Origin of the sequence: Pseudonocardia oceanicola (genome assembly GCF_047200735.1) — a bacterium.
Lineage (GTDB): Bacteria > Actinomycetota > Actinomycetes > Mycobacteriales > Pseudonocardiaceae > Pseudonocardia.
The window spans coordinates 335,118-355,987 of the sequence record NZ_JBJZON010000001.1; the positions used below are offsets into that span (position 1 = coordinate 335,118).

Below are 20,870 nucleotides of genomic sequence, written 5' to 3' on the forward strand. Positions count from 1 at the left end.
GAGGGCCGCCGTGGCCGCGGTCAGGGCGACGGGCACGGCCAGCAGGCCGGCCGCCGTGAACGTGCGCAGGCTCGGTCCGACCGGCAGGGTCCGCCGCCGGAGGAGCGTGGCGAGCGATCCCGGGTAGGTGAGGTTCGGGCCGATGTTCACACCGATCAGCACCGCGAGGACCAGCACCGGGTGCGGGGCCGTGCCGAGCGCGGTGACCAGGACGAGCGTGGCGGGCAGGTTGTTGACGTGACCGCCGTCGCGGCGAGGAAGACCAGCGCGAACAGCCGCGGTGCCCGGCTGCGGGCGGCCACGGCGAGCCGGGCGCCCAGCCAGGCGGACACGCCCTCGCTATCGGCCAGCCGGCCGAGCAGCAGGATCGCCGCCAGGAAGCCGACGGTCGGGCCGAGCTCCCCGATCTCGGCCACCGCCGCGTCGGGGGGCAGGAGCCCGAGCGCCACGACGAGGACCGCCGCGGGGACCGCCGCCGCGGCCTCCGGGACCCGGCGTGTGCGCAGGACCGCGACGGCCAGCACGACCGCGAGGAGCGCGGCCGCGAGGGCGAGCGCCATCAGGTGACGAGCAGGTACCCACCGACCGCGAGCCCGAGCAGCACCACGCACCAGCGCAGCACGTCGTCGCGCAGCCGCCGGGCGATCCGGGCGCCGAGGTAGCCGCCGACGAGCGTCGTGGGGGCCAGGATCGCGACGCCCCGCCAGTCCACCGGGGCGCCGATGGAGAAGATCACGATCGTGACCGTCGCCGCGACCAGGGAGAGCAGGCCCTTGAGCGCGTTGAGCCGGACCAGCGTGTCGTTGGCGAGCAGCGACAGCAGCGACACGAGGATCACGCCCAGCGCCCCGCCGAAGTAGCCGCCGTAGGCGCCCGCGAAGAACATCGCCGGGAGCAGGGCGGCAGTGCGGTCGGGTGCCTGCGGGTCCGGGGTGCCGATCCGGCGCTTGAGGTAGGGCCCGAGCGCCATGAGGACGCTCGCCACGATGACCAGGACCGGCACCACCGCGTCGAACACCGAGCCCGGCAGGGTGAGCAGCAGGATGCAGCCGACCACGGAGCCGGTGGCGGTCACGATCGAGGTCAGCACGATCCGCCTGCGCTGCTCGCGCAGCTCTCGGCGGTTGCCGATCACGATGCCGCCGTAGCCGGGCCACTGCGCGACCGAGTTCGTGACGTTCGCGGCGAGCGGGTTCAGCCCGACGGCCAGCAGCGCGGGGAAGACCAGCAACGAGCCGCCGCCGGCGATGGCGTTGACCGCGCCCGCCACCAGCCCCGCGACGAGGAGGAAGACCAGTTGACCCGGCGACGCGCCCACCACGGCGGGAACAGTAGACGGCCGCCGGGCGGGGCGCCGGGTCGTCGTCCGTTCCGTGGCGGATGTCGGATGTACCGTATGTTGCATTGCGCAACGGCAGGGGCGGCGAACACCACGGACGTGCGCAGCGGGGCGGGTCTTCGTGCTCGTCGGCGCGCAGGGGTGTCGTCCGGGCGGGGGCCGGGTGCACCATCCGTACCGGGTCCGGCGTGGGGGGAGTGGGTCGCGTGTCGCAGCGATGGGGTGTCGTGCTGGCGACGGTCATGATCCTCGCCTGGTGCGTCGTGCCGATCTGGATCATGTTGCGCCGCCCCGGCGCCGCCACCGGCGCCGTGCGGGCGGCCGTGGCCGGGGTGGTCGCCGTCGTCGGGATCGGGGCGCTCGTGGCGGCCTGGGTGGGGACCTCGTCCGGCGAGGGCGCGCTGCGGACCTTCGTCGGGGCGCCGGCCCCGAGGACCGGGGGCCCACCGCTGGCGGCCGCACCGCCGGCGGGTGTCGCGACGGACTCCGTGACCGGATCGACCTCGGCGACGGTGCCGGAGGGTGGGCCGACCGCGGCCGGAGCGGAACCGGCGGCGGCCGCACCGCCGGTGCGGGTCGTCGCCGACCGTGCCGCTCCCGGTGCCGACTCCGGCGCGGACGGCGTGGACCCCGGACACGGGCGGGACGAGGCCCCACCGGACGGGGACGACGAGGGCGACGACCCGGCGCGGACGCCTGCCGAGGCGGCGCCCGACGTGCGCGGAGCCGTGCCGGCCCGCGGCGGCGCGGCCGGGCCTGCTGCGGCGGCGGCCGAGGGAGGACCGGCGACGCACGAGGCTTGGCAGGGCAGGCCCGCCGCCCCGGTCGCCGCACCCGGTCAGGCCGCACCCGGTCAGGCCGCACCCGGTCAGTCCACTCCCGGCCAGGCCACCGCGCCCGGCCCGGCTCAGCCCGGTCAGGCTCGACCCGCGGGGCCGACGGGCCCGCCCGCACCGACGCCCGCGCCGCCCGTCCCGATCGTGCCCGGCCCGTCGAGCACGGTGCCGGCGACACCGAGCACGACGTCGGCGAAGCCGGCCCCGACCAGCACGGCGCCGACCACCACGGCGCCGACCACCACCGCACCCGCCACCACCCCGGGCACCACGCGGCCGAGCACCACCACCGTGCCCGTCCCGAGCCCGAGCGCTCCCGGCACCTCCGCGACCGAGGGTGGTCCGGCCACCTCGGTCCCGACCGTCCCGAAGCGGACGAAGAAGCGGGTGGCGACCACCATCACGCCGGCCACCACTCCGCCGGCCACCATCCCCGCCCGGCCGACGACGACCACGACCACGACCACCGCCGTCCCCCTTCCGACCACGACGACCACGGCGCCGCCGAGCTGAGAGTCCCGCGCCGGTCAGCGGGACGCCGTCGGGATTCTCCGCGCTCGCGGACACCCGTGCCGCGGACCGCGCGGCCCGCGCTACGATCCGTATCGCGGACGAGCGGGCCGGGCGACCGCGTCGGCATCACGCCGCCGAGGAAAGTCCGGACTCCGCAGGGCAGGGTGGTTGTCAACGGCAACCCGGGGCGACCCGCGGGACAGTGCCACAGAAAACAGACCGCCGTGCGCCCCCGGGCGCACGGTAAGGGTGAAACGGTGGTGTAAGAGACCACCAGCACCCCGGGTGACCGGGGTGGCTCGGTAAACCCCACCCGGAGCAAGGCCAAGAGGCCTCCCTCGGGAGGCTGCGCAGGTGTTCGAGGGCGGCCCGTCCGAGCCTGCGGGTAGGCCGCTCGAGCCTGCCGGCGACGGCAGGCCTAGATGGATGGTCGCCGAACGGAGCGCCGCGAGGCGCCCGGGAACAGGATCCGGCTTACAGGCCCGCTCGTCCGCCCCGCACGCCTCGCCGGTCGCCATCACTCCTCCGACTTACGGATCCGTCATCCGATCGATGCGCATGTGCCCTGGGTAGTTGCGCCGTGATCATCGCTGCGTAGATTCCGCACCGTGCGTACCTCGACCCGCTCGCGCAACCGCGCCGACCGACTGCACACCGTGACCAGCCGCCTGACGTCAGCGATCGTCGTCGCGGCGCTGTGTGCGACCGGTGGCGCGGCGCTGCGGCCCGAGTCGGTCGAGGTGCGGGCCCTCTCCGCGACCCCGGTCGGGGCTCCGGCGGACGAGACCGTGACGATCGACGGCGAGGAGTACCCGAACCCGTTGCGGCTGAACGACGGCACCGCCGTCACCACCACGGCACAGTGGGAGGACACACGCCGCGCCGAGCTGCTGGCCGCCTTCCGGCAGAACGTCTACGGGCAGAGCCTGCCCGAGCCGACCGCGCAGACCTTCGCCGTCACCTCGACCGACTTCGACCGGGTCACGCGCAAGGTCGTCACGATCACCGTCACCGGTCCGGAGGGGACCGGGAGCTTCGACGTGACGATGTTCGTCCCGAAGCTCGCGGGCAAGCCCCGCGGGACGTTCCTGATGATCGACCATCGCGGCCAGGTGGGAGGCGATCCGGACCAGTCGTCGGGCTTCGCTCCGGTGAAGACGATCACCCGGGCCGGCTACGCGTTCGCCTCCCTCGACGCCGGGGACATCGCACCCGACGACAGCGGCAGATATCGCAGCAGGATGATCGACCTGTTCCACCCCGCCGACGAGGAGTTGCCCGCCGACGCGGGCCGGGCCGTGAGCGCCTGGGCGTGGGGGGCCGGCCGGGCGATGGACTACCTGCAGACGGATCCCGACATCGACCCTGCGAGGGTGGCGGTCGTCGGCCACTCGCGGGGCGGCAAGGCGGCGCTGTGGGCGGGGGCGCAGGACACCCGGTTCGCCGCGGCGGTGGCGAACGACTCGGGCTCGACCGGGGCCAAGCTCGCGCGGCGCGGCGACGGTGGGGTCGGCGGGGAGACCGTCGCGCGCATCAACGCCTCGTTCCCGCACTGGTTCCCGCCGACCTACCGGGCCTACGACGACCGCGTCGGCTCCCTGCCGGTCGACCAGCACGAGCTGCTGGCGCTCCTGGCGCCGCGGCGGGTCGTCGTGGGCAGCGCCACGGACGACGGGAACGCCGACCCGGAGGGCGAGTTCCTCGCGTACGTCGCCGCGGCCCAGGTGTACGAGCTCTACGGGTTGGGCGACACCGGCCTGCCCTCGACGACCTGGCGACCGCCCACGGACCAGGGGTTCCGCGGCCCGGCGATGAGTTACCACCTGCGCTCCGGCGGGCACGGGCTGACCGCGGCGGACTGGGACGTCTACCTGGCCGGCGACCTGTTCCCGAGCTCGGCGCCCGGTGCGGGGGGCGACGCCGCGAGGGGCCGCCCGGGCCCGTGAGGACCGGTGGACGTTCGTGGTCACCGCACTAGGCTCGGGAGGGTGAGCGACAATCTGGTCGAACTGCAGCTCGACGACGCCGGTCTGTCCGGTGATCTCCCCCGGCCCCACGGAGGGGAGCAGGACGAGATCCAGGACGTCCCGTTCCGGCCCGTCGTGTTCCGCGACGACGACCTCCCGTCCGCGCTGGCCCGCTCCGCGGAGTGGCTGCGCGACGCCCAGGAGTGGCTCGGTGAGCCGCTCGACGTCATCGCGATCCACCTCGACTACGACGACCGGGCGGGGGCGCCGTACTACGAGGTCAAGCTCCTGTGCAACGAGGAGGACCTCGCCGGCGCCCCGCTCGCGCGGCGGCGGGCGGAGAGCAGCTGAGCCGCCGGCCCGCGGACGGGTGCTGGGCGTCCGCGTCCCCGCCCGTCTCCTCGCCCCCGGCACCCTCCCCGGGGCCACCGTCAAGGCCCGCCGGGTGGTCGACGAGCGCTGACCGCGGGTCGGTCGCAGCGGCGGGTCCCGGAAAGCCGGTCGCCGCGCTGCCCGGACGGCCCGAGCAGCGGTCCCGTGCCTCCGGGCCGGCACGCGCCCGGCGGTATCACGCGCCTGATCGACCCGCTCCCACTCCGGCATGGACGCCCGGACGGTGCCGGGCCCCGAGCGAGGCGGTGGAGCGGTGGGAGCGATCGTGGTGTGCGGTGGTGGGGTGGTCGGGCTCGCCGCCGCGGTGATGCTGGCCCGGGACGGGCACCGGGTGACCGTGCTGGAGGGTGACGCCGAGGGGGCGCCGGCGACGGTCGAGGAGGCGTGGGGGAGCTGGAAGCGGGCGGGGGTGGCCCAGTTCCGCCAGCCGCACAACCTCTTCGCCCGGTTCCGGCAGGTCTGCGACGCGGAGCTGCCGGAGGTCACCGGACTGCTGGAGAAGGCCGGCTGCGTGTGGGTCGACTACCTCGCCTCGGCCCCGCCCTCGCTGACCGACCGGTCCCCGCGGCCCGGCGACGCGGAGCTGTTGTTCGTGACCGGGCGCCGGCCGGTGTTCGAGGCGGTCTTCGCCGAGCTCGCCGAGCGTGAGCCGGGGGTGGAGGTGCGCCGCGGCAGGAAGGTCGCGGCGGTGACGACCGGGGCGTCGGCGCTCGCCGGGGTCCCGCACGTCACCGGGGTGCGCACCGAGTCGGGGGAGACGCTGCGCGCCGACCTGGTCGTCGACGCGACCGGGCGGCGGACGCGGGCGGCGGCCTGGCTCACCGCTGCGGGGGCGAGCCCGCCGCACGAGGTGTCGGAGGACCGCGGCTACGTCTACTACACCCGATTCCTGCACGGTCACGAGCAGCCGCAGCTGCGGGGCCCCGCGATCATGCCGATGGGCAGCATCACCCTGCTGACGCTGCGCGGCGACAACGGGACCTGGTCGGTGACCGTGTTCGGCACCAGCGGGGACCGCGCCCTGCGGGCCCTGCGCGAGCGGCGGACGTTCGACCGGGTGGTCGGAGCCTGCCCGCGGCAGGCGCACTGGCTCGACGGCGCGCCGCTGGGCGGTGTCCGCCCCATGGCCGGCGTGCTGGACTCCCGGCGGACCTACGTCCTCGGCGGCCGCCCGGTGGTGACCGGGTTCGTGCCGGTGGGCGACGCCTGGGCCTGCACCAACCCCTCGGCGGGCCGCGGGCTGTCGGTCGGCCTCGTGCACGCGCAGCTGCTGCGGCGCGTGGTGCGCGACGCCCTGGGTCGTCCGGCCCGCCTGGCCGAGGAGTTCCACGAGCGCACCGATGCGCTCGTCGCGCCGTTCGTCCGGGACCAGGTCGCCGCGGACCGCCTGCGAATCGCCGAGATGACCGCCGCCCGCGAGGGGACGACGCCGCCCCCGCCCGAGCCGCGCACCCAGGCCCTGCTCGCCGCCGCCGCCGTCGACCCGGACGCGTTCCGCGGCGTCCTCGAGATCAGGTTGTGCACCGCGCTCCCGTCGGAGGTGCTCAGCCGGCCCGCGGTGCGCGCCGCGGTGGAGCGGCACGCCGGCGCCGTCCCGCCGGTGCCGCCGGGGCCGGACCGCGCCCGTCTCCTCGAGCTGCTGGCGGCCTGACGAGGCCCGGGTCCGACGGCGCTACGCCGTGGCGCGACGAGCGGTGACCCTACCGCGCACTTGCGAAAACCTCCAGTCATTGGTACAAGTTTCGCACCGTGCAGTGACCGTCGTGCGCCGGGCCGGCGGCCGGAAGGGGAGGATGCGGCGGCTCGTGGCGAACAACCTCAGCAGGCTCGACGACGAGGACTACCCCGCCGTCCCGATGGGGCAGGCGGCGGAGCTCCTCGGCGTCCAGCCGGCGTTCCTGCGCAGCCTGGACAGCGCCGGGGTGCTGCACCCGCACCGCACCGACGGCGGGCACCGCCGGTACTCGCGGCGCCAGCTCACTCTCGCGGGCCGGCTGCGGGAGCTGCTCGACGACGGCCACACCCTCACCTCCGCCCAGACCATCGCCGACCTGGAGGACCGGCTGCTCGTCAGCGACCGGGCCCGGGAGCGCGCCGACGACGCCCGGCGGGAGGCCGAGGATGCCCGCCGCGAGGCGGACGACGCGCGTGACCGCGCCGCCGAGGAACTCGACACCGCCCGGACGGACCTGCAGGAACGCGCCGACGAGCTGGCCCGCGCCCGGGCGCAGCTCGACGACGCCCGCGGTGAGATCGAGGACCTCACCAGCAGGCTGCGCGACGAGCGGGCGACGAACCCCTGACCCCACCCGGCGCGCCGGTCAGCGGGTCGCGGACTTCGCGGCGCCGACCTCGGTGTCGGCGTCCGCCGAGCGGAGAGTGCCGTCGGCGTTCTCCAGGTGCGCGCGGACGAACCACTGGTACTGCTCGAGCTCACCGGCCTGGGCGATCAGCATGTCCTGGGTGACCGGGTCGAGCTCCTCGGTCTTCGCGATCGCGGCGCGATGGTCCTCGATCACCCCGGCGTAGACGAGGTCGAGTGCGCCGAGGTGGGCGATCGCGTCGCTGCGTCCGATGGAGTAGTCGTCCCAGCTGCGCTGCGCGACCAGGGCACCCGGCGTGCCGCACGGCGAGCCGCCGAGGGTGGCGATGCGCTCCGCGACGTCGTCGACCATCCCCCGCACGCCGTCGACCTGCGGGTCGAGCATGGTGTGCACCGCGATGAAGTTCGGTCCGATCACGTTCCAGTGCACGTGCTTGAGGGTCAGCGCCAGGTCGTTGAGGGCGTGGAGGCGGTCCTGCAGGAGGGTGACGACCTCGCCGGCCTGGTCGATCTTCATGCCGGGGACGGTGTAGTTGATCTGCTGGCGGGACTCGGTGGTGGTCATGGTGTCCTTCCTGTCGTCCCGGTACACGGGTTTCTCCTGGAGAGGGTAGGTCCGCGGACCGTTCGTCAAACGTGCGTCGCCGCGGCCCGGGCGCGCAAGGGCCGACAGGCTCCGGGCGAGGAGCCGGGAGACGTGCATCTGCGACACCCCGGCCCGCCGCGCGATCTCCGACTGCGTCAGCTGGTCGACGAACCGCAGGCCGAGGATGGTCCGCTCGCGCTCGGGCAGGGCGGCGAGCAGCGGCCGCAGGGTCGCGCGGTCCTCGGCGCGGTCGAGAGCGGCGTCGAGGTCGCCGAGCCGGGCGTCGTCGGGCTCGCCGGCGTCGCGCCGCTCGTCGAGCGATCCCGCGTTCTGGTAGCCCTGGGCGAGCAGGACCTCCGCCACCACCTCGCGGTCGACGCCGAGGGCCCCGGCGACCTCGCCGGGGCGCGGCGCCCGAGTCGAGGGCGGCGGGTCACCCGCGCAGGACGTCGTCGGCGACGAGGGTGGCCCGGTACCCGGTGAGCAGCAGGACGTGCAGCAGGTAGAGCCACAGGGCGAGCGCCGAGACCGCCCCGACGATCGGGAGCCCGCCGAAGGGCGCCGACCATTCGACCGGGATGGCGAGGAACAGCAGGAAGCCCTGGAGGAACCCGGCGAGGACGGACCCGGTGCCGAACCCCCCGAGCAGCAGCGCCCGCCACCCGGTGCGACCCGGGCCGACGAACCGGAACACCAGCACCAGCGCCACCGACACCGTGATCCACACGACGTGGAAGGCGACGACCACGCCGAGCGCGAGCCACCATCCACCGCGGACGTAGAGCGGCGCGACGAACGGCGCCGCCGCGAGCACGGCGAGCACCAGCACCGGGGCGACGACGGCCAGGGCCAGCAGCCCGAGCCGCCCGCGCCAGCCCGTGAACCGGTCCCGGGCGGGGGAGAGCTGCAGGAAGGCGCGGCGCAGCCCCTCGCCGTAGAGGCTCGCGGGGAACAGCACGACCAGGGTCTGCCACCAGGACATGGCGAGCGCGGTGGCGGTGAGCGTGCGCAGCGCCTCGGGCGTGCCGTGGCCCGCGGGCAGCCCCGCGACGGCGGTGTCCATCCCGGCCGTCAGCGCCTCGGACCCGACCAGCTCGCCCGCGACCCGGAGCGACACCAGGGCGAGCGGGACCAGCCCGAGCAGGCCGAAGAAGGTGGCGCCGGCGGCCCAGAGGGCGACGTCGCTGCCCGGGAAGGAGCGCGCCGTCTCCCGCAGGAGGGTCCGTGGTGTCGGGTGCGCGCTCATCGCACGCCCCCACGGCGGGCGCCGCCGCCGCGGTGGTGCGACGCTGGCGCCGTGAGACCCGACGGGTGGGAGGTGGGCGGGGTCGCGGGCTGGTCGGCCCTGCACCCCGGCGTGCAGCCGTCGGCGCTCGTGCGCGGGTGGGTGCGGCTGGTGCAGGGGCCCGCCGCGGGCCCGGTCGCCCGGGTGCCGCCGGACCTGCTGTCGCTGGCGGGAGTGCTGGCGGTGGCCGGGGCGTGGCCCGCGGCCGCGGCGGGCGGGCGGTGGCCGCTGCTCGCCGGCGCCCTCGTGGTGGTGGCCGGGATCCTCGACGGGCTCGACGGCGCCGTGGCCCTGCGCACCGGCCGGGCCCGGCCGCTCGGCGCGGTGGTCGATGCCGCCGCGGACCGGGTGGGCGATCTCCTCCTGGCCGGCGTCCTGGTCGCGCTGGGCGCTCCGCCGTGGTGGGCGGTGGCGGCGGGTGCGCTGGTGCTGCTGCACGAGTACGTCCGGGCGCGGGCCCAGTCGGTCGGCATGCCGGGGGCCGGGGCGGTGACGGTCGCGGAGCGGCCGACCCGGGTGATCGTGGTGGCGGTGGCCGCGCTGGGCGCGGGAGCGCTGCCCGCGGGCACGCCGCTCACCGGGTGGGACTGGGCCACGGTGCTCGTGGTCGGGTGGACGGTCGTGGGCGTGGTGGGGCTGCTGCAGCTCGGGGCGGGGATCCTGCGCTCGACGCCGGGGGAGTTCCCGCCGGGCCGATCGACCCCGCCGTGATCTCCGCCGAGAGCAGCACGAGCGGGAGCCCGCCGCCCGGGTGCGCCGAGCCGCCGACCAGGTGGAGCCCGGGGACCGGCGACCGGTTGGCCGGGCGGCGCAACGCGGCGCGCGGCCCGTGCGAGGCGGTGCCGTAGATCGCCCCGCCCGGGGCGCCGGCGCACCGCTCCAGGTCGGCCGGGGTGAGGATCTCCCGCACGCGGACCCGGTCCCGGACATCCGTGCCCCGCGCCGCCAGCGTGGCGAGGACGTGGTCGGCGTAGCGCTCCCGCAGCCCCGCCCCGTCCCAGTCCACGCCCCGGCCGGGATCGTGCACAGGGGCGTTGACCAGCACGAACCATCCCTCGCTCGCGTCGTCGGGCCGGAGTGCGGGGTCGTCCGGGGCGTGCACGTAGATCGTCGGGTCGGGTACGGGCCGGGGCCGCCGGCCGAAGATCGCGTCGAACTCGGCGGCGTAGTCGCCGGGGAACCAGACGCGGTGCGCGGCGCCGGGCTCGCGGCCCGGCGGTTTCTCGAGGCCGAGCAGGAGGACGAACCCGGCGAGCGAGCGGGGCGCCCGGCGCAGGGCGCGCCGGGTGCGCCGGACCCGGCGCGAGCAGCTCTCCGGGAGCAGCCGTTCGTAGAGGACGGACGCGTCGGCGTTGCACACGACGACGTCCGCCGGCGCCTCCCGGCCGCCGACCCGCACCCCGTGCACCGCCCCGTCGGCGAGGGTGACCGCCTCCACCTCGGACCCGAGATGGACGGTCACGCCGAGGGCCCGGCAGCGGTCGAGGAGCGCGTCGGCGATGCGGCGCAGCCCGCCGCGGACGTACCAGCCGCCGAACCGCTGCTCGACGTACGGCGTCACGGACAGCACGGCCGGGGTCCGGCGGAAGTCGGAGCCGGAGTAGGTGGCGTAGCGGGCGAACCAGGTCCGCAGTCGCGGGTCGGGGAGCAGTTCGCGGCCCAGCCCGTCGATGGTCCGCCAGGGGGCGACCACCCGCAGGTCACGCAGCCGTGCGGACATCCGCAGCAGCGCGCGCAGGTCGAGCGGGCGGCGCAGCACGGCGTCGCCGACGAGGTCCCACAGCCGGCCCGAACGGGCGTACAACGCCTCCCAGGCGGCGCCCGTGCCGGGGCCGAGCGCGGCGTCGAGGGCGGCCGGGACGGCGGCGGGATCGTGGGGCATGTCCAGCCGGGTGCCGTCGGCGAAGGTGTAGGCGCACACCGGGTCCACCGGCTCCACGGCCAGCCCCGACGGACCCCCGGTGGCCGCGAACGTCTCCTCCAGCACCCCGGGCAGGGTGAGCAGCGAGGGCCCGGTGTCGAAGGTGAACCCGCCGACCTCGGCGAGGCCGAGCTTGCCGCCGTGGGTGCCGGCGCGCTCGTGCACCGCCACCTCGTGGCCCAGCGCGGCCAGCCGCGCCGCCGCCGCCAGCCCGCCGACGCCGGCCCCGATCACCACGACCCGGCTCACCGTCGCGACCTCACAATCCCCGTCCTCACGGTTCCCGGCTTCCGCGAGTCGCGCTGTGGGTTCCCGTGAGTCGCGCTGTGGGCTCCCCTCACGGTCCCCGATCTCACAGGCGCCGGCCCTTCCAGCTCAGGGTGCCCGCCCGGCGCCCCGCCCACGACGAGGCGAGCAGCCCGAGCAGCGCGGCGACCGAGAGCGGGTGGGCGGCGGCGTCGGGCCAGGTGCGGGCCCCGGTCCGGCGCGCGGCGAGCACCCGGCTCACCACGCCCGCGGCGTAGCCGAGCGCGCCGGCCCGCGAGCCGCGCAACGCGGCGACCGCGGGCAGGACGTAGCCGAGCGCGAGCAGCGCCGCCACCGCGACCGCACCCGGGGCGGAGCCGAAGGCCGCCCACAGCGACTTGCGGTACCCGGCCGCGAGCTGCCGGCCGTCGTCGTACATCCGGCACGTGGCGAGGGCGGACCCGTCGGCGACCCCGGTGCGGCCGCCGGATCGCCGGACCGCCCGGGCCAGCGCGATGTCGTCGAGCACCTCGCCGGCCACGGCCTCCCAGCCGCCCGCCCGGTCGAGGGCCGCGGCCTCGACCAGGAGGAACTGCCCGTTGGCGGCCACCATCGAGGGCCGCCCGGAGCGCTCGGCGACCCGCAGCGGGAGCGTGACCAGCCAGGACCACGCCAGCAGCGGCTGGACGAGCCGGCCGGCGACGCCCGTGGCGACCTGCCGCGGCCAGGGGCACAGCAGGTCGAGCGGGGCGGGCCCGCGGAGCACGGCGACCCCCGCGGCGACCGCGTGCGGTGCCAGGACGACGTCGGCGTCGACGAACACCAGGACCTCGCCGCGTGCGGCCGCGGCGAGCTGCGCGCAGGCGTGCGGCTTGCCCAGCCGGCCGGCCGGGGGCGAGCTCCCGGTCAGCACCCGGAACCGGGGGGCCCCGGCCGCCGTCGCCCGGACGACCTCGGCGGTACCGTCCGTGGAGCCGTCGTCGAGCACGAGGATCTCGGCTTCGGCCAGCCCGGTCTGGTCGAGCAGCGAGCGGATCGTGGGGCCGATGCGGTGGGCCTCGTCGCGGGCCGGCACCAGGAGCGAGACGGGCACGGTGACCGGCGGGGGAGCGGCGGGCGGGGTGCGGAGGAGGCGCTGGTTGCGCAGCTGGTGCAGTGTCCCGAGGGTCGCCAGTGCCGACCCGGCCGTGACCGCGGCCCGGAGCGGTCCGGGGAGGCGCGCGGCGGTCACGGCGGAACCCTAGGAGCCACGGGTCCGGTCCGCACCTCGACCCGCCTCGCCGGTCGGATCCGGTGGGCCGTTCGAGTCGCGGGAACCGGGAAGTCGCGGGATCGTCGGGGCACCCGGTGGTCCCCCTGCCGGGACCGTGCCCGCAGGAAGGACGACGCGTGCTCCGAACCGCTCCCCCCGCACGCGGGCGCGCGCCCGGGCCGACCTGGGTGCTCGTGGCGGGAGCGGTGCTGGTCCAGATCGCCTACCCGCTCACCCCGGAGGCGCTGCGCACGCACGTCACCGTGCTGTCGGTGGTGGTGTTCGCGGCCGCGTCGGTGTGCGACGTCGTCCGCCTGCACGGCCCCCGGGGCGGGGCGGTGCTCCTCGCCCTCGCGGGCGGCGGCGGACTCGTGGCCGAGGCCGTCGGCCTGCGCACCGGGATCCCCTTCGGCGCGTACGCCTACACCGGCACCCTGGGTCCCGAGCTGCTCGACGTGCCGGTGGTGGTGCCGCTGGCCTGGACGATGATGGCCTGGCCCGCGCTCGTCGTCGGGCGGACGCTGGTGCGGTCCGGCCCGGGCGTCGTCGTGGTCGGGGCGGCGGCGCTGGCCACCTGGGACGTCTTCCTCGACCCGCAGATGGTCGACGCGGGGCACTGGCACTGGCTCGACCCGGGGCCCGGCCTGCCGTTGGTCCCCGGCATCCCGCTCACCAACTACGCCGGCTGGCTGCTGGTCTCGGCGTCGATCGTCGCGGCGCTGCACGCCGCACTGCCCGCCCAGGACCGCCCCTCCGGCCCGGCCACCGCGCTCTACCTCTGGGTCTACGGCTCCTCGGTCCTCGCGCACCTCGCCTTCTTCGGCCTGCCCGGCTCGGCGCTCGTCGGTGGCGTGCTGATGGGCGCGGTCGCGATCCCGTTCGCCCGCGCGGCCGGGCGGGCCGGCGTGCTGTCGGCCGCGGGGGTCCGGTCGTGACCGATCCGCTGACGAGCCGGGCCGCCCCGCTGCGGATGCGCCGGCGACGCCTGGTCGTGCCCGATCCGGCCCTGCCGCGGGAGGCGCCGGCCGGGACGGAGGCGGTGGTGGTCGGCGCCGGGGTGGCGGGCGTGAGCGCGGCGGTGGTGCTCGCCGAGCGCGGGGTGCGGGTGACGCTGCTGGAGTCCGCGGAGCACCTCGGTGGGCGGTTGGGCGCATGGCCGGAGGTCCTGCCGGACGGGACCGAGCAGGTCGTCGAGCACGGTTTCCACGCCTTCTTCCGGCACTATTACACCTGGCGCGCGGTGCTGCGGCGGATCGACCCGGAGCTGCGGTTCCTCGCCCCGGTCGACGGCTACCCGGTGATCTCGCGTCGGTGGCCGGACGAGGACCTCTCCGGCCTGCCCGCCGCGCCGCCGGTGAACCTGATCGCGCTCCTGCTGCGCTCGAAGAGCCTCGGCTGGCGGGACATGGCCGGAGCCGACCCCGACGCCGGGCGCGCCCTGCTCGCCTACGACCGCGCGACGACGACCGCGGAGCTCGACGGCGTCGACGCAGCCGCCTTCCTCGATCGGCTCGGGATGTCCGAGCGCACCCGCGGGATGCTGTTCGAGGCCTTCGCCCGCTCCTTCTTCTGCGACCAGTCCGGGCTCTCCGCCGGCGAGCTGGTCGCGATGTTCCACTACTACTTCCTGGGCAACCCGGAGGGCATCGGCTTCGACGCCCCGGTCACCGACCATCGCACCGCGATCTGGGACCCGCTCGCGCGCCACCTGCGCGAGCGCGGGGCTCAGGTGCGGACCGGGTGCCGGGTCACCCGCCTCGCCCCGGACGGCCAGGGCTGGCGGCTCGCCACGCAGGCGGGGGAGCTCGCCACGCGTCACGTCGTGCTGGCCCTGGATCCCGCGGGGCTGCGGGGGCTGCTCGAGGCGTCGCCGGACGCGGCCGGCTCCGCGCCGCGGCTCGCCGCCCAGTGCGCCGGGCTCGGCACCGCGCCGCCCTTCGCGGTCACCCGGCTGTGGCTCGACCGGGACGTCGCGTCGGAGCGGGCGGTCTTCAGCGCCGTCAGCGGGGAGCACACCCTCGACTCGATCACGGTGTACTCGCGGCTGGAGGCCCCGTCGGCCGAGTGGGCCGCGCGCGCCGGGGGCTCGGTCGTCGAGCTGCACTCGTACGCCTGCCGGGAGCCGGACGCGAAGTCCGCGACCGGGGCGATGCGAGCCGAGCTGGCCGCGCTCTGGCCCGAGGTCCGCACGGCCGAGGTCCTGCACACCCACCAGCGGCACGAGGCCACCGCGCCGGCCTTCCCGCCCGGGACGGCCGGCACCCGGCCGGGCGTGCGGACGGACGCGCGCGGGGTGCGCGTGGCCGGGGACTTCGTGGAACTGCCCTACCTCGCCGGGCTGATGGAGCGGGCGGCGATGTCCGGGGTCCTCGCGGCGAACGACGTGCTCGCCGAGACGGGCGCCGCCGCCGAGCCGGTCGACGGCGTCCCGCAACGAGGGCTGCTCGCGGGGGTGCCCCGAATCGGGGGCCGCGGCTGATCAGCGCGTGTGGTCCCGCTCCGGCTCGGCGAGGGTGTCCGCGGCCTCGGCGCGCCGCTCGCCCATCGGGAGGGGTTCGCCCCGGGTGGTGTCCCGCGCCGTCTGGCGCTCGCTCTCGGAGTTGATCTCCGCGCCGAGCAGCACGATGAAGCTGGTCAGGTACAGCCACAGCATCAGGACGATCACGCCGGCGAGGGCGCCGTAGGTCTTGTTGTAGCTGCCGAAGTTGTTGACGTAGAAGCTGAAGGCGACGCTGCCGGCGATCCACAGGAGCGTGGCGACCAGCGCGCCGACGCTGACCCAGCTGAAGCGGGGCGAGTCGCGGTCGGGCGCGATCCGGTAGACCACGGCGAGCGCGACGCCGACCAGTGCGATCAGCAGCGCCCACCGCGCCACCTGCGCCGCCACCAGGCCGATGCCGCCCAGGCCGAGCGCGCCGAACAGCGGCGGGAGGACGGCGACGAGGGCCACCGCGAGCAGCACGAACACGACCGCGCCGAGGGTGAGGGCCAGCGCGGTGCCGCGCAGCTTCAGGAACCCGCGGGTCTCGTCCTCGTCGTAGGCCAGGTTCGTGGCCTTCATCAGGTTCATCGTGCCGCTCGAGGCGCTCCACAGCGCGCCCAGCAGCGACACCGCCAACCCGATGCCCAGGGCGCCGTTGCTGCTGCTCGCGACGGCGTTCAGCTGGTCGGTGATGATCGGGCGGGCGGTCTCGGGCAGGGCGGAGGAGAGGGACTCGACCTGCGCGGCCACCTGGGCCGGATCGGCCACCAGGCCGTAGAGCGTCACCGCCGCGATCAGGGCGGGGAACAGCGCCAGGAACGCGAAGAAGGCGACGCCGCCGGCGAGGATCGGCACGTTGTCGTCCTTCGACTCGGCCCAGGCCCGCTTCACCACCTGCACCCAGCCCTGGCGCGGGATCCGCGCCGGGTTGTCGGCCTCGCGGCCGGGAGGATCCTCGTCCCGGCGCGAGTCGCCCGCCGGGCGGCCGTCCCTCCGCCCGTCCCGCGGTTCGTCCCTGTCGTCCCACTCGGCGCGCCGGTTCGTCCCGGCCCGGCTGGTGGTGTCGCTCCGGCTCGTCATGTCGGTCGGGATGCCCCCGTCGGCGGCCGGTGAATCCTGTCGTGGGTCGACATGTTCCTTCCGATGCGCCGCGCCGCCCGCGCTCGCGGGCGGTGCCGGCGCGCCTGCGTCAACCGGTCCGGGCCGGGCCGGTCTCCAGGGGCACGTGCTGCCCCCGGACCACACCGAGCTGCACGGCCTGGCGGGGGAGCACGGCGTCGAGCAGCCAGTCCGCCGCGACCCGGATCCGGTTGCCGGGCATGGACAGCAGGTGGTACCCGCGGGTCACGGCGGTGGCCGGCAGACCCGACAGCGGCACGCCGAGCGGGTTGGCGGCCGCGTCCGTGCCGCCGAGCCCGACCACGAAGCCGAGGTCGCTGTGCTTGTACGCCCGCGGGGTGCCGTGCCCCAGCGACGCGGCCACGTTGCGCGCGGCCAGTGCCCCCTGCCGGGTCGCGTGCTGGGCGGTCATGGGGGTGGCCGACCCGGGCCGGGTGACGTCCGGGACCGCGGCCACGTCGCCGCACGCCACGATCTCGGGGTGCCCGGCCACGGCGAGGTCCGTCCCGACGACGAGCCGGCCGCGTTCGGTGGGTAGCCCGATGTCCTGGACCAGGGGGTCCGGTCGCACCCCGACACACCAGATGAGGGTGTGGGTCGGGACCTCCTCGTCCGTGTCGGTCAGCCGCACGCACGTCGGGAGGGCCTCGGCCACGGACTGGCCCGTCCGGACGTCCACCCCGCGCTCGCGGAGCACCGAGTCGGCCGTGTGCGAGAGCCGCTCGTCGAGCTCGGGCAGGACCCGCTTCGCGATGTCGAGCAGCATCCAGCGCGGGGACACGCCCCGCAGCGCGGGGTGCGCCCGGGCCAGCTCGGCGGTGAACGACACCCCCTGCGCCGCCACCTCGGTGCCCGTGTACCCGGCTCCGACCACGATGAAGGTGCAGCGCGCGGCCTTCTCCGCCGGGTCCCGGGCCGTCGCGGCCAGCTCGATCTGGCGGGTCAGGTGGTCGCGCAGGTAGAGCGCCTCCGGCAGGCCGCGGAAGCCGTGCGCGTACTCGGCGACGCCCGGCACCGGCAGCAGCTTGTTGACGCTGCCGGCGGCCAGCACGAGCCGGTCGTAGGTGACCTGCCCGGAACCGCCCTCGGGGTCCGTCCAGGCGACGGTCCGTTCGTCGACGTCGATGTGGCGGACCTCGCCGAGCACGACGTCCACGCCGTGCAGCGACTGGGCGAGCGGCACGGCGATGCGCCGCGGCTCCAGCGTCCCGACGGCGACCTCCGGCAGCAGTGGGAGGTAGAGGAAGTGGTCGTTCTGGTCGATCACCGTGATCCGCGCCCGGCCGCGCAGCCGCCGCACCAGCCCCCTCACGGCGGTGTGGCCGGCGAAGCCGGCGCCGACCACCACGACGTGCGGCAGGTCCTCACCGGCCGCCGGGTCCGGCTTGCGCCGCACCTTGCGCACCATCTCCGCGATCGCCATGTCTCCTCCGTCCACCGTGCCGGTCCTCGATCACAGTCCCTACCCGAGCATCGGGGGGCCGACACGGCGAACGTCGTACCCGTCACCCACCCGCGGTCCGGACGCCCGAGCGACGTGGACCGCTCCATGATCCCCAGGACGATGCCGCCGCTGTGGGCGTAGCGTGATCGCGTGCTGACGCGAGGCGCGGTGCTGCGCGAGGTCCCCGGCCGGTTCGAGGTCGTCGAGCTCGAGGTGGACGACCCCCGGCCGGGCGAGATCCGGGTGCAGATGGTGGCGAGCGGGCTGTGCCACTCCGACGACCACCACGCCACCGGGGGCCAGAAGGTGGGGATCCTGCCGTTCGCCGGTGGGCACGAGGGGGCCGGGATCGTCGAGGCCGTCGGGCCGGGGACCACCGGGTTCGCCGAGGGCGACCACGTCGTGTTCTCGTTCCTGCCCGCCTGCGGCCGGTGCCGCTGGTGCGCGCACGGCATGCAGAACCTCTGCGACCTCGGGGCCTCGCTGGCGACGAACGCGCGGTGGGAGGACCCGACGTCGTTCCGGCTCGCCCTGGACGGGGAGCCGGTCGGCCAGATGTGCGGGCTGTCGACCTTCTGCGAGTACACGACCGTCTCGACCGCCTCGGCGGTGAAGGTCGACCCGTCGATCCCGTTGGAGATCGCCTGCCTGACCGGCTGCGGGGTGGGCACCGGATGGGGCGCGGCCGTCAACTCCGCCGAGGTCCGGCCCGGCCAGGTCGTGATCGTGATGGGCGTCGGCGGGATCGGGATCAACGCCGTGCAGGGCGCCGCGCACGCCGGTGCGTCGGCCGTGATCGCCGTCGACCCGGTGGCGTTCAAGCGCGAGTCGGCGCTCGGGCTCGGTGCGACGCACGCCGTCGAGGACGTCCGCCAGGCCGCCGACCTCGCCCGCTCGCTGACCGACGGCCAGGGTGCGGACGCGTCGATCGTCTGCGTCGGCGTGACCCGGGGCTCCCACGTCGGTCAGGCGCTGCGGGCGGTGCGCAAGGGCGGGACGTGCGTGGTCGTGGGGTTGGGCGACGTGCGCAGCCGCGAGGGCGACATCCCGCTGATGGAGCTGACGCTCTACCAGAAGCGGCTGCAGGGCTCCCTGTTCGGCGCCAGCGCGCCGACCGCGGACATCCCGGCGCAGCTGGAGCTCTACCGGCGGGGCGCGCTCAAGCTGGCGGAGCTGATCACGACCCGGTACACGCTCGACGAGGTCGCCACCGGCTTCGACGACATGCACGCCGGCCGCAACCTGCGCGGCGTGATCGTCTTCTGACGGCCCCCGGGCGGTCAGGCGGCCGCGGGGAGCCCCGTGGCCTCGGCCATCCCGTCGAGCATCGCGATGTTCAGCTCGAAGGCCCGGACGGCCTCGTCGGCGACCCGGCGCTGCTCGATCTCGTCCCACGGGGCGGCGTCGAGCAGCGCGCGGTAGCGGGTGCGGAACCTCGACGGGCTGCCGAGCGCGGAGAAGTCGTAGAACAGCGCCCCGGGACCGGTGATGCCGTAGGTGCGCTCCAGGAGCTTCCCGACGACCTGGCCGCCGGCGAGATCGCCCAGGTAGCGGGTGTAGTGGTGGGCCACGAAGACCGGCGCGTCGGTCGCGGCCCCGCGCAGCCGGGCGACGTAGGTCGCGGTCGCGGGCAGCACGCGGGGCGCGTCGGCGGACCCGCCGAGGGCCGCGACGTCCCGGCGCAGGGCGGGGAGCCGGCGCAGCTCGTCGATCACGAACGGGCCCGCGGCCGGATCGTCGGCCAGTGCGTCGCCGGCGGCCTCGAGGGCGCCGTAGACGGCGAGGTACTGCTCGGCGAGCAGGGTGTAGGCCGACAGCGGGAGCCGTCCGTCGAGCAGGGCGGTCATGTAGATGGAGTGATGGGCCCGCTCGTGGATCTCGGCCGTGGCCTGGCGCACACCGGTGGAGAGCTCGCCCATGGGTGTTCCTCCCGCATCTTCCTGACGCCGTGTCAGAAAAGATGCTAGAGCACCCGCGCGACTGAGGCCAGGCTCACTGCGACGGCCGGACCATGCGCAGCACGATCCGCACGGCGGCCTCCACGGACCCCGCCAGCTCCTCCGGGGGCACGTCGACGATCTGCCGGGCGGACAGCGCCGCGCCGATCATCGCCACCAGGACGGCCGGGGCCTCGGCGGCCATCTCGCCCGACTCGATCCCCTCCCGCACGATCCGGGTCAGCCGGTCGCCGATCGGGTCCGCGTGCGCCGCGATCCGCCGGTACGCCTCGGCATCGAGGGCCCCGGACAGGCCCTGGCCGGGCGGGAGGTGGAACTGCGCGAGCCGGTGCAGCTGCAGCCGTGCGAAGACGGCGAGCCGCTCGGTCGGGGTGTGCGCGTCGGCCAGCGCCGCCTCCAGGTCCGCGACGTAGCGGTCCGCCTCGTGCTCGACGAACGCGACGAGCAGCGCCTGCCGGTCCGGGAAGTGGTTGTAGATCGAGGTCCGGCCCACGCCCGCCGCGGCCGCGACGTCCGCCAGCGTGACGGCGTCGAACCCCCGCTCGTAGAGCAGCGCGCGCAGGGCGGCGAACACGCGGGCGCGGACCTCGTCGCGATGAGCGGCGAGCGACCCCCCGAGCACCTTCGGCACGCCGGCCTCCTCCCGCGTCGACGCCCAAGGGTAGGGCCGGCGCGGACGCTCGGCAGGGGTGTCACGGGTAGCTCGTCCCGAGGTCCGGCAAACGTGGTGATCGCGTCACCCGGCCGCCGGTTGACCCCCCGCTGACCTGGCGGGAAGGTGAGGTCCGGCGCTGTGTGAGGCACGAGGAGGCCATCGGTGACCCGGGCACTGGAACGATCGCCCAACTCCTTCGCGGCCGAGAGTCGGACCCTGGACCACGGGGTCGTCGCGCTCCGGCTGGTCGGTGAGCTCGACGCGGACTCCGCGGCGGCCCTGCACGCGGCCCTGCACGCGGCGGCGGTCGGCGCCCGCGCGGTGGTCGTGGACCTGTCGGAGGTCACCTACCTCGGCTCGGTGGGCGTGAGCGCGCTGCTCGGCGTCTACACGCGCTCCGGCGGCCGGGTCCACCTGGCCGGGGTGCACGCGCACCCCGGGGTGAGCCGGGTGGTCACGCTGCTCGGGCTGGACCGGCACTTCGTGGTGCACCGCGACATCGCGGCCTTCCTCGCCGCCGTGCGGGGCTGAGCCCGGGCCCACCACGCCGC

General features: G+C 76.0%; 19 protein-coding genes, 1 other RNA gene and 1 pseudogene. 11 read left to right on the forward strand and 10 right to left on the reverse strand.

Annotated elements, in window-relative coordinates; all coding sequences use genetic code 11:
* Positions 1–155: 155 nt before the first annotated feature.
* Together ACL02T_RS01555 and ACL02T_RS01560 are read right to left on the reverse strand one after the other, a co-directional pair.
* Complete coding sequence (locus ACL02T_RS01555) at positions 156–560, reverse strand: hypothetical protein (protein WP_412828796.1); 405 nt, start codon at positions 558–560, stop codon at positions 156–158.
* On the reverse strand, positions 560–1,321 hold the full coding sequence (locus ACL02T_RS01560; protein WP_412828797.1) for a sulfite exporter TauE/SafE family protein: 762 nt from the start codon (positions 1,319–1,321) through the stop codon (positions 560–562). Before ACL02T_RS01560 ends, ACL02T_RS01555 begins: the two co-directional genes overlap by 1 nt.
* Before the next feature lie 224 nt (positions 1,322–1,545).
* Between ACL02T_RS01560 and ACL02T_RS01565 the strand changes: the two genes are divergently transcribed.
* The 6 genes from ACL02T_RS01565 to ACL02T_RS01590 all read left to right on the forward strand — a co-directional run bounded on the left by ACL02T_RS01565 (position 1,546) and on the right by ACL02T_RS01590 (position 7,351).
* Positions 1,546–2,688, forward strand: coding sequence for a hypothetical protein (locus tag ACL02T_RS01565; RefSeq protein ID WP_412828798.1), 1,143 nt, complete (start codon positions 1,546–1,548; stop codon positions 2,686–2,688).
* A 99-nt stretch (positions 2,689–2,787) separates the two neighbouring features.
* An RNA gene (rnpB, locus tag ACL02T_RS01570) (RNase P RNA component class A) lies at positions 2,788–3,181 on the forward strand.
* 115 nt (positions 3,182–3,296) lie between these two features.
* Positions 3,297–4,634, forward strand: coding sequence for an alpha/beta hydrolase family protein (locus ACL02T_RS01575; protein WP_412828799.1), 1,338 nt, complete (start codon positions 3,297–3,299; stop codon positions 4,632–4,634).
* A 42-nt stretch (positions 4,635–4,676) separates the two neighbouring features.
* Complete coding sequence (locus ACL02T_RS01580) at positions 4,677–5,006, forward strand: hypothetical protein (protein WP_412828800.1); 330 nt, start codon at positions 4,677–4,679, stop codon at positions 5,004–5,006.
* 295 nt (positions 5,007–5,301) lie between these two features.
* Positions 5,302–6,699, forward strand: coding sequence for an NAD(P)/FAD-dependent oxidoreductase (locus ACL02T_RS01585; protein WP_412828801.1), 1,398 nt, complete (start codon positions 5,302–5,304; stop codon positions 6,697–6,699).
* A gap of 154 nt (positions 6,700–6,853) precedes the next feature.
* Positions 6,854–7,351, forward strand: coding sequence for a MerR family transcriptional regulator (locus ACL02T_RS01590; protein WP_412828802.1), 498 nt, complete (start codon positions 6,854–6,856; stop codon positions 7,349–7,351).
* Positions 7,352–7,369: 18 nt separating this feature from the next.
* Here ACL02T_RS01590 and ACL02T_RS01595 read toward each other — a convergent pair whose 3' ends face one another.
* Together ACL02T_RS01595 and ACL02T_RS01600 are read right to left on the reverse strand one after the other, a co-directional pair.
* Positions 7,370–8,320 (reverse strand): sigma-70 family RNA polymerase sigma factor, encoded by a 951-nt coding sequence (locus ACL02T_RS01595; RefSeq protein ID WP_412828803.1) that lies wholly within the window; start codon positions 8,318–8,320, stop codon positions 7,370–7,372.
* A gap of 70 nt (positions 8,321–8,390) precedes the next feature.
* A complete protein-coding gene (locus ACL02T_RS01600) occupies positions 8,391–9,203 on the reverse strand; it encodes a YhjD/YihY/BrkB family envelope integrity protein (protein WP_412828804.1) in 813 nt (270 codons plus the stop codon).
* A 183-nt stretch (positions 9,204–9,386) separates the two neighbouring features.
* On the opposite strand from ACL02T_RS01600, the pseudogene ACL02T_RS01605 reads away from it, so the two are divergent.
* Positions 9,387–9,806 (forward strand): annotated as a pseudogene (locus ACL02T_RS01605) (CDP-alcohol phosphatidyltransferase family protein); the annotation flags it as partial.
* Between the two features lie 10 nt (positions 9,807–9,816).
* Here ACL02T_RS01605 and ACL02T_RS01610 read toward each other — a convergent pair.
* A complete protein-coding gene (locus ACL02T_RS01610) occupies positions 9,817–11,412 on the reverse strand; it encodes a phytoene desaturase family protein (RefSeq protein WP_412828805.1) in 1,596 nt (531 codons plus the stop codon).
* Between the two features lie 103 nt (positions 11,413–11,515).
* Positions 11,516–12,640 (reverse strand): glycosyltransferase family 2 protein, encoded by a 1,125-nt coding sequence (locus ACL02T_RS01615; RefSeq protein ID WP_412828806.1) that lies wholly within the window; start codon positions 12,638–12,640, stop codon positions 11,516–11,518.
* Positions 12,641–12,798: 158 nt separating this feature from the next.
* On the opposite strand from ACL02T_RS01615, the gene ACL02T_RS01620 reads away from it, so the two are divergent.
* Entirely contained in the window at positions 12,799–13,596 is a 798-nt protein-coding gene (locus ACL02T_RS01620; RefSeq protein WP_412828807.1) for a carotenoid biosynthesis protein, read from the forward strand.
* Positions 13,593–15,140 carry an FAD-dependent oxidoreductase gene (locus ACL02T_RS01625; RefSeq protein ID WP_412828808.1) on the forward strand — a complete coding sequence of 516 codons (1,548 nt, stop codon included), beginning with the start codon at positions 13,593–13,595 and terminating at the stop codon, positions 15,138–15,140. Before ACL02T_RS01620 ends, ACL02T_RS01625 begins: the two co-directional genes overlap by 4 nt.
* Here the strand turns inward: ACL02T_RS01625 and ACL02T_RS01630 are convergent, their stop codons facing one another.
* Both ACL02T_RS01630 and ACL02T_RS01635 read right to left on the reverse strand, forming a co-directional pair.
* Positions 15,141–16,223, reverse strand: coding sequence for a YihY/virulence factor BrkB family protein (locus ACL02T_RS01630; protein ID WP_412828809.1), 1,083 nt, complete (start codon positions 16,221–16,223; stop codon positions 15,141–15,143).
* A 109-nt stretch (positions 16,224–16,332) separates the two neighbouring features.
* A complete protein-coding gene (locus ACL02T_RS01635; RefSeq protein ID WP_412829317.1) occupies positions 16,333–17,670 on the reverse strand; it encodes an NAD(P)/FAD-dependent oxidoreductase in 1,338 nt (445 codons plus the stop codon).
* 186 nt (positions 17,671–17,856) lie between these two features.
* Here ACL02T_RS01635 and ACL02T_RS01640 point away from each other — a divergent pair, with 186 nt between their 5' ends.
* The gene (locus ACL02T_RS01640; RefSeq protein ID WP_412828810.1) at positions 17,857–18,972 is read left to right on the forward strand and encodes an NDMA-dependent alcohol dehydrogenase; all 1,116 of its coding nucleotides are present in this window, start codon (positions 17,857–17,859) and stop codon (positions 18,970–18,972) included.
* Positions 18,973–18,986: 14 nt separating this feature from the next.
* Here the strand turns inward: ACL02T_RS01640 and ACL02T_RS01645 are convergent, their stop codons facing one another.
* Positions 18,987–19,625, reverse strand: coding sequence for a biliverdin-producing heme oxygenase (locus ACL02T_RS01645; RefSeq protein ID WP_412828811.1), 639 nt, complete (start codon positions 19,623–19,625; stop codon positions 18,987–18,989).
* Positions 19,626–19,698: 73 nt separating this feature from the next.
* Positions 19,699–20,295, reverse strand: a complete 597-nt coding sequence (locus ACL02T_RS01650; RefSeq protein ID WP_412828812.1) for a TetR/AcrR family transcriptional regulator — start codon at positions 20,293–20,295, stop codon at positions 19,699–19,701.
* A gap of 186 nt (positions 20,296–20,481) precedes the next feature.
* Between ACL02T_RS01650 and ACL02T_RS01655 the strand changes: the two genes are divergently transcribed.
* Positions 20,482–20,850, forward strand: coding sequence for an STAS domain-containing protein (locus ACL02T_RS01655; protein ID WP_412828813.1), 369 nt, complete (start codon positions 20,482–20,484; stop codon positions 20,848–20,850).
* The last annotated feature ends 20 nt before the right edge of the window (positions 20,851–20,870 follow it).

Bases quoted from the DNA above. Each gene is read 5' to 3' on its own strand.
- ACL02T_RS01555 (WP_412828796.1), bottom strand. From the start codon at position 560: ATGGCGCTCGCCCTCGCGGCCGCGCTCCTCGCGGTCGTGCTGGCCGTC.
- ACL02T_RS01600 (WP_412828804.1), bottom strand. From the start codon at position 9,203: ATGAGCGCGCACCCGACACCACGGACCCTCCTGCGGGAGACGGCGCGC.
- ACL02T_RS01630 (WP_412828809.1), bottom strand. From the start codon at position 16,223: ATGACGAGCCGGAGCGACACCACCAGCCGGGCCGGGACGAACCGGCGC.
- ACL02T_RS01635 (WP_412829317.1), bottom strand. From the start codon at position 17,670: ATGGTGCGCAAGGTGCGGCGCAAGCCGGACCCGGCGGCCGGTGAGGAC.
- ACL02T_RS01645 (WP_412828811.1), bottom strand. From the start codon at position 19,625: ATGGGCGAGCTCTCCACCGGTGTGCGCCAGGCCACGGCCGAGATCCAC.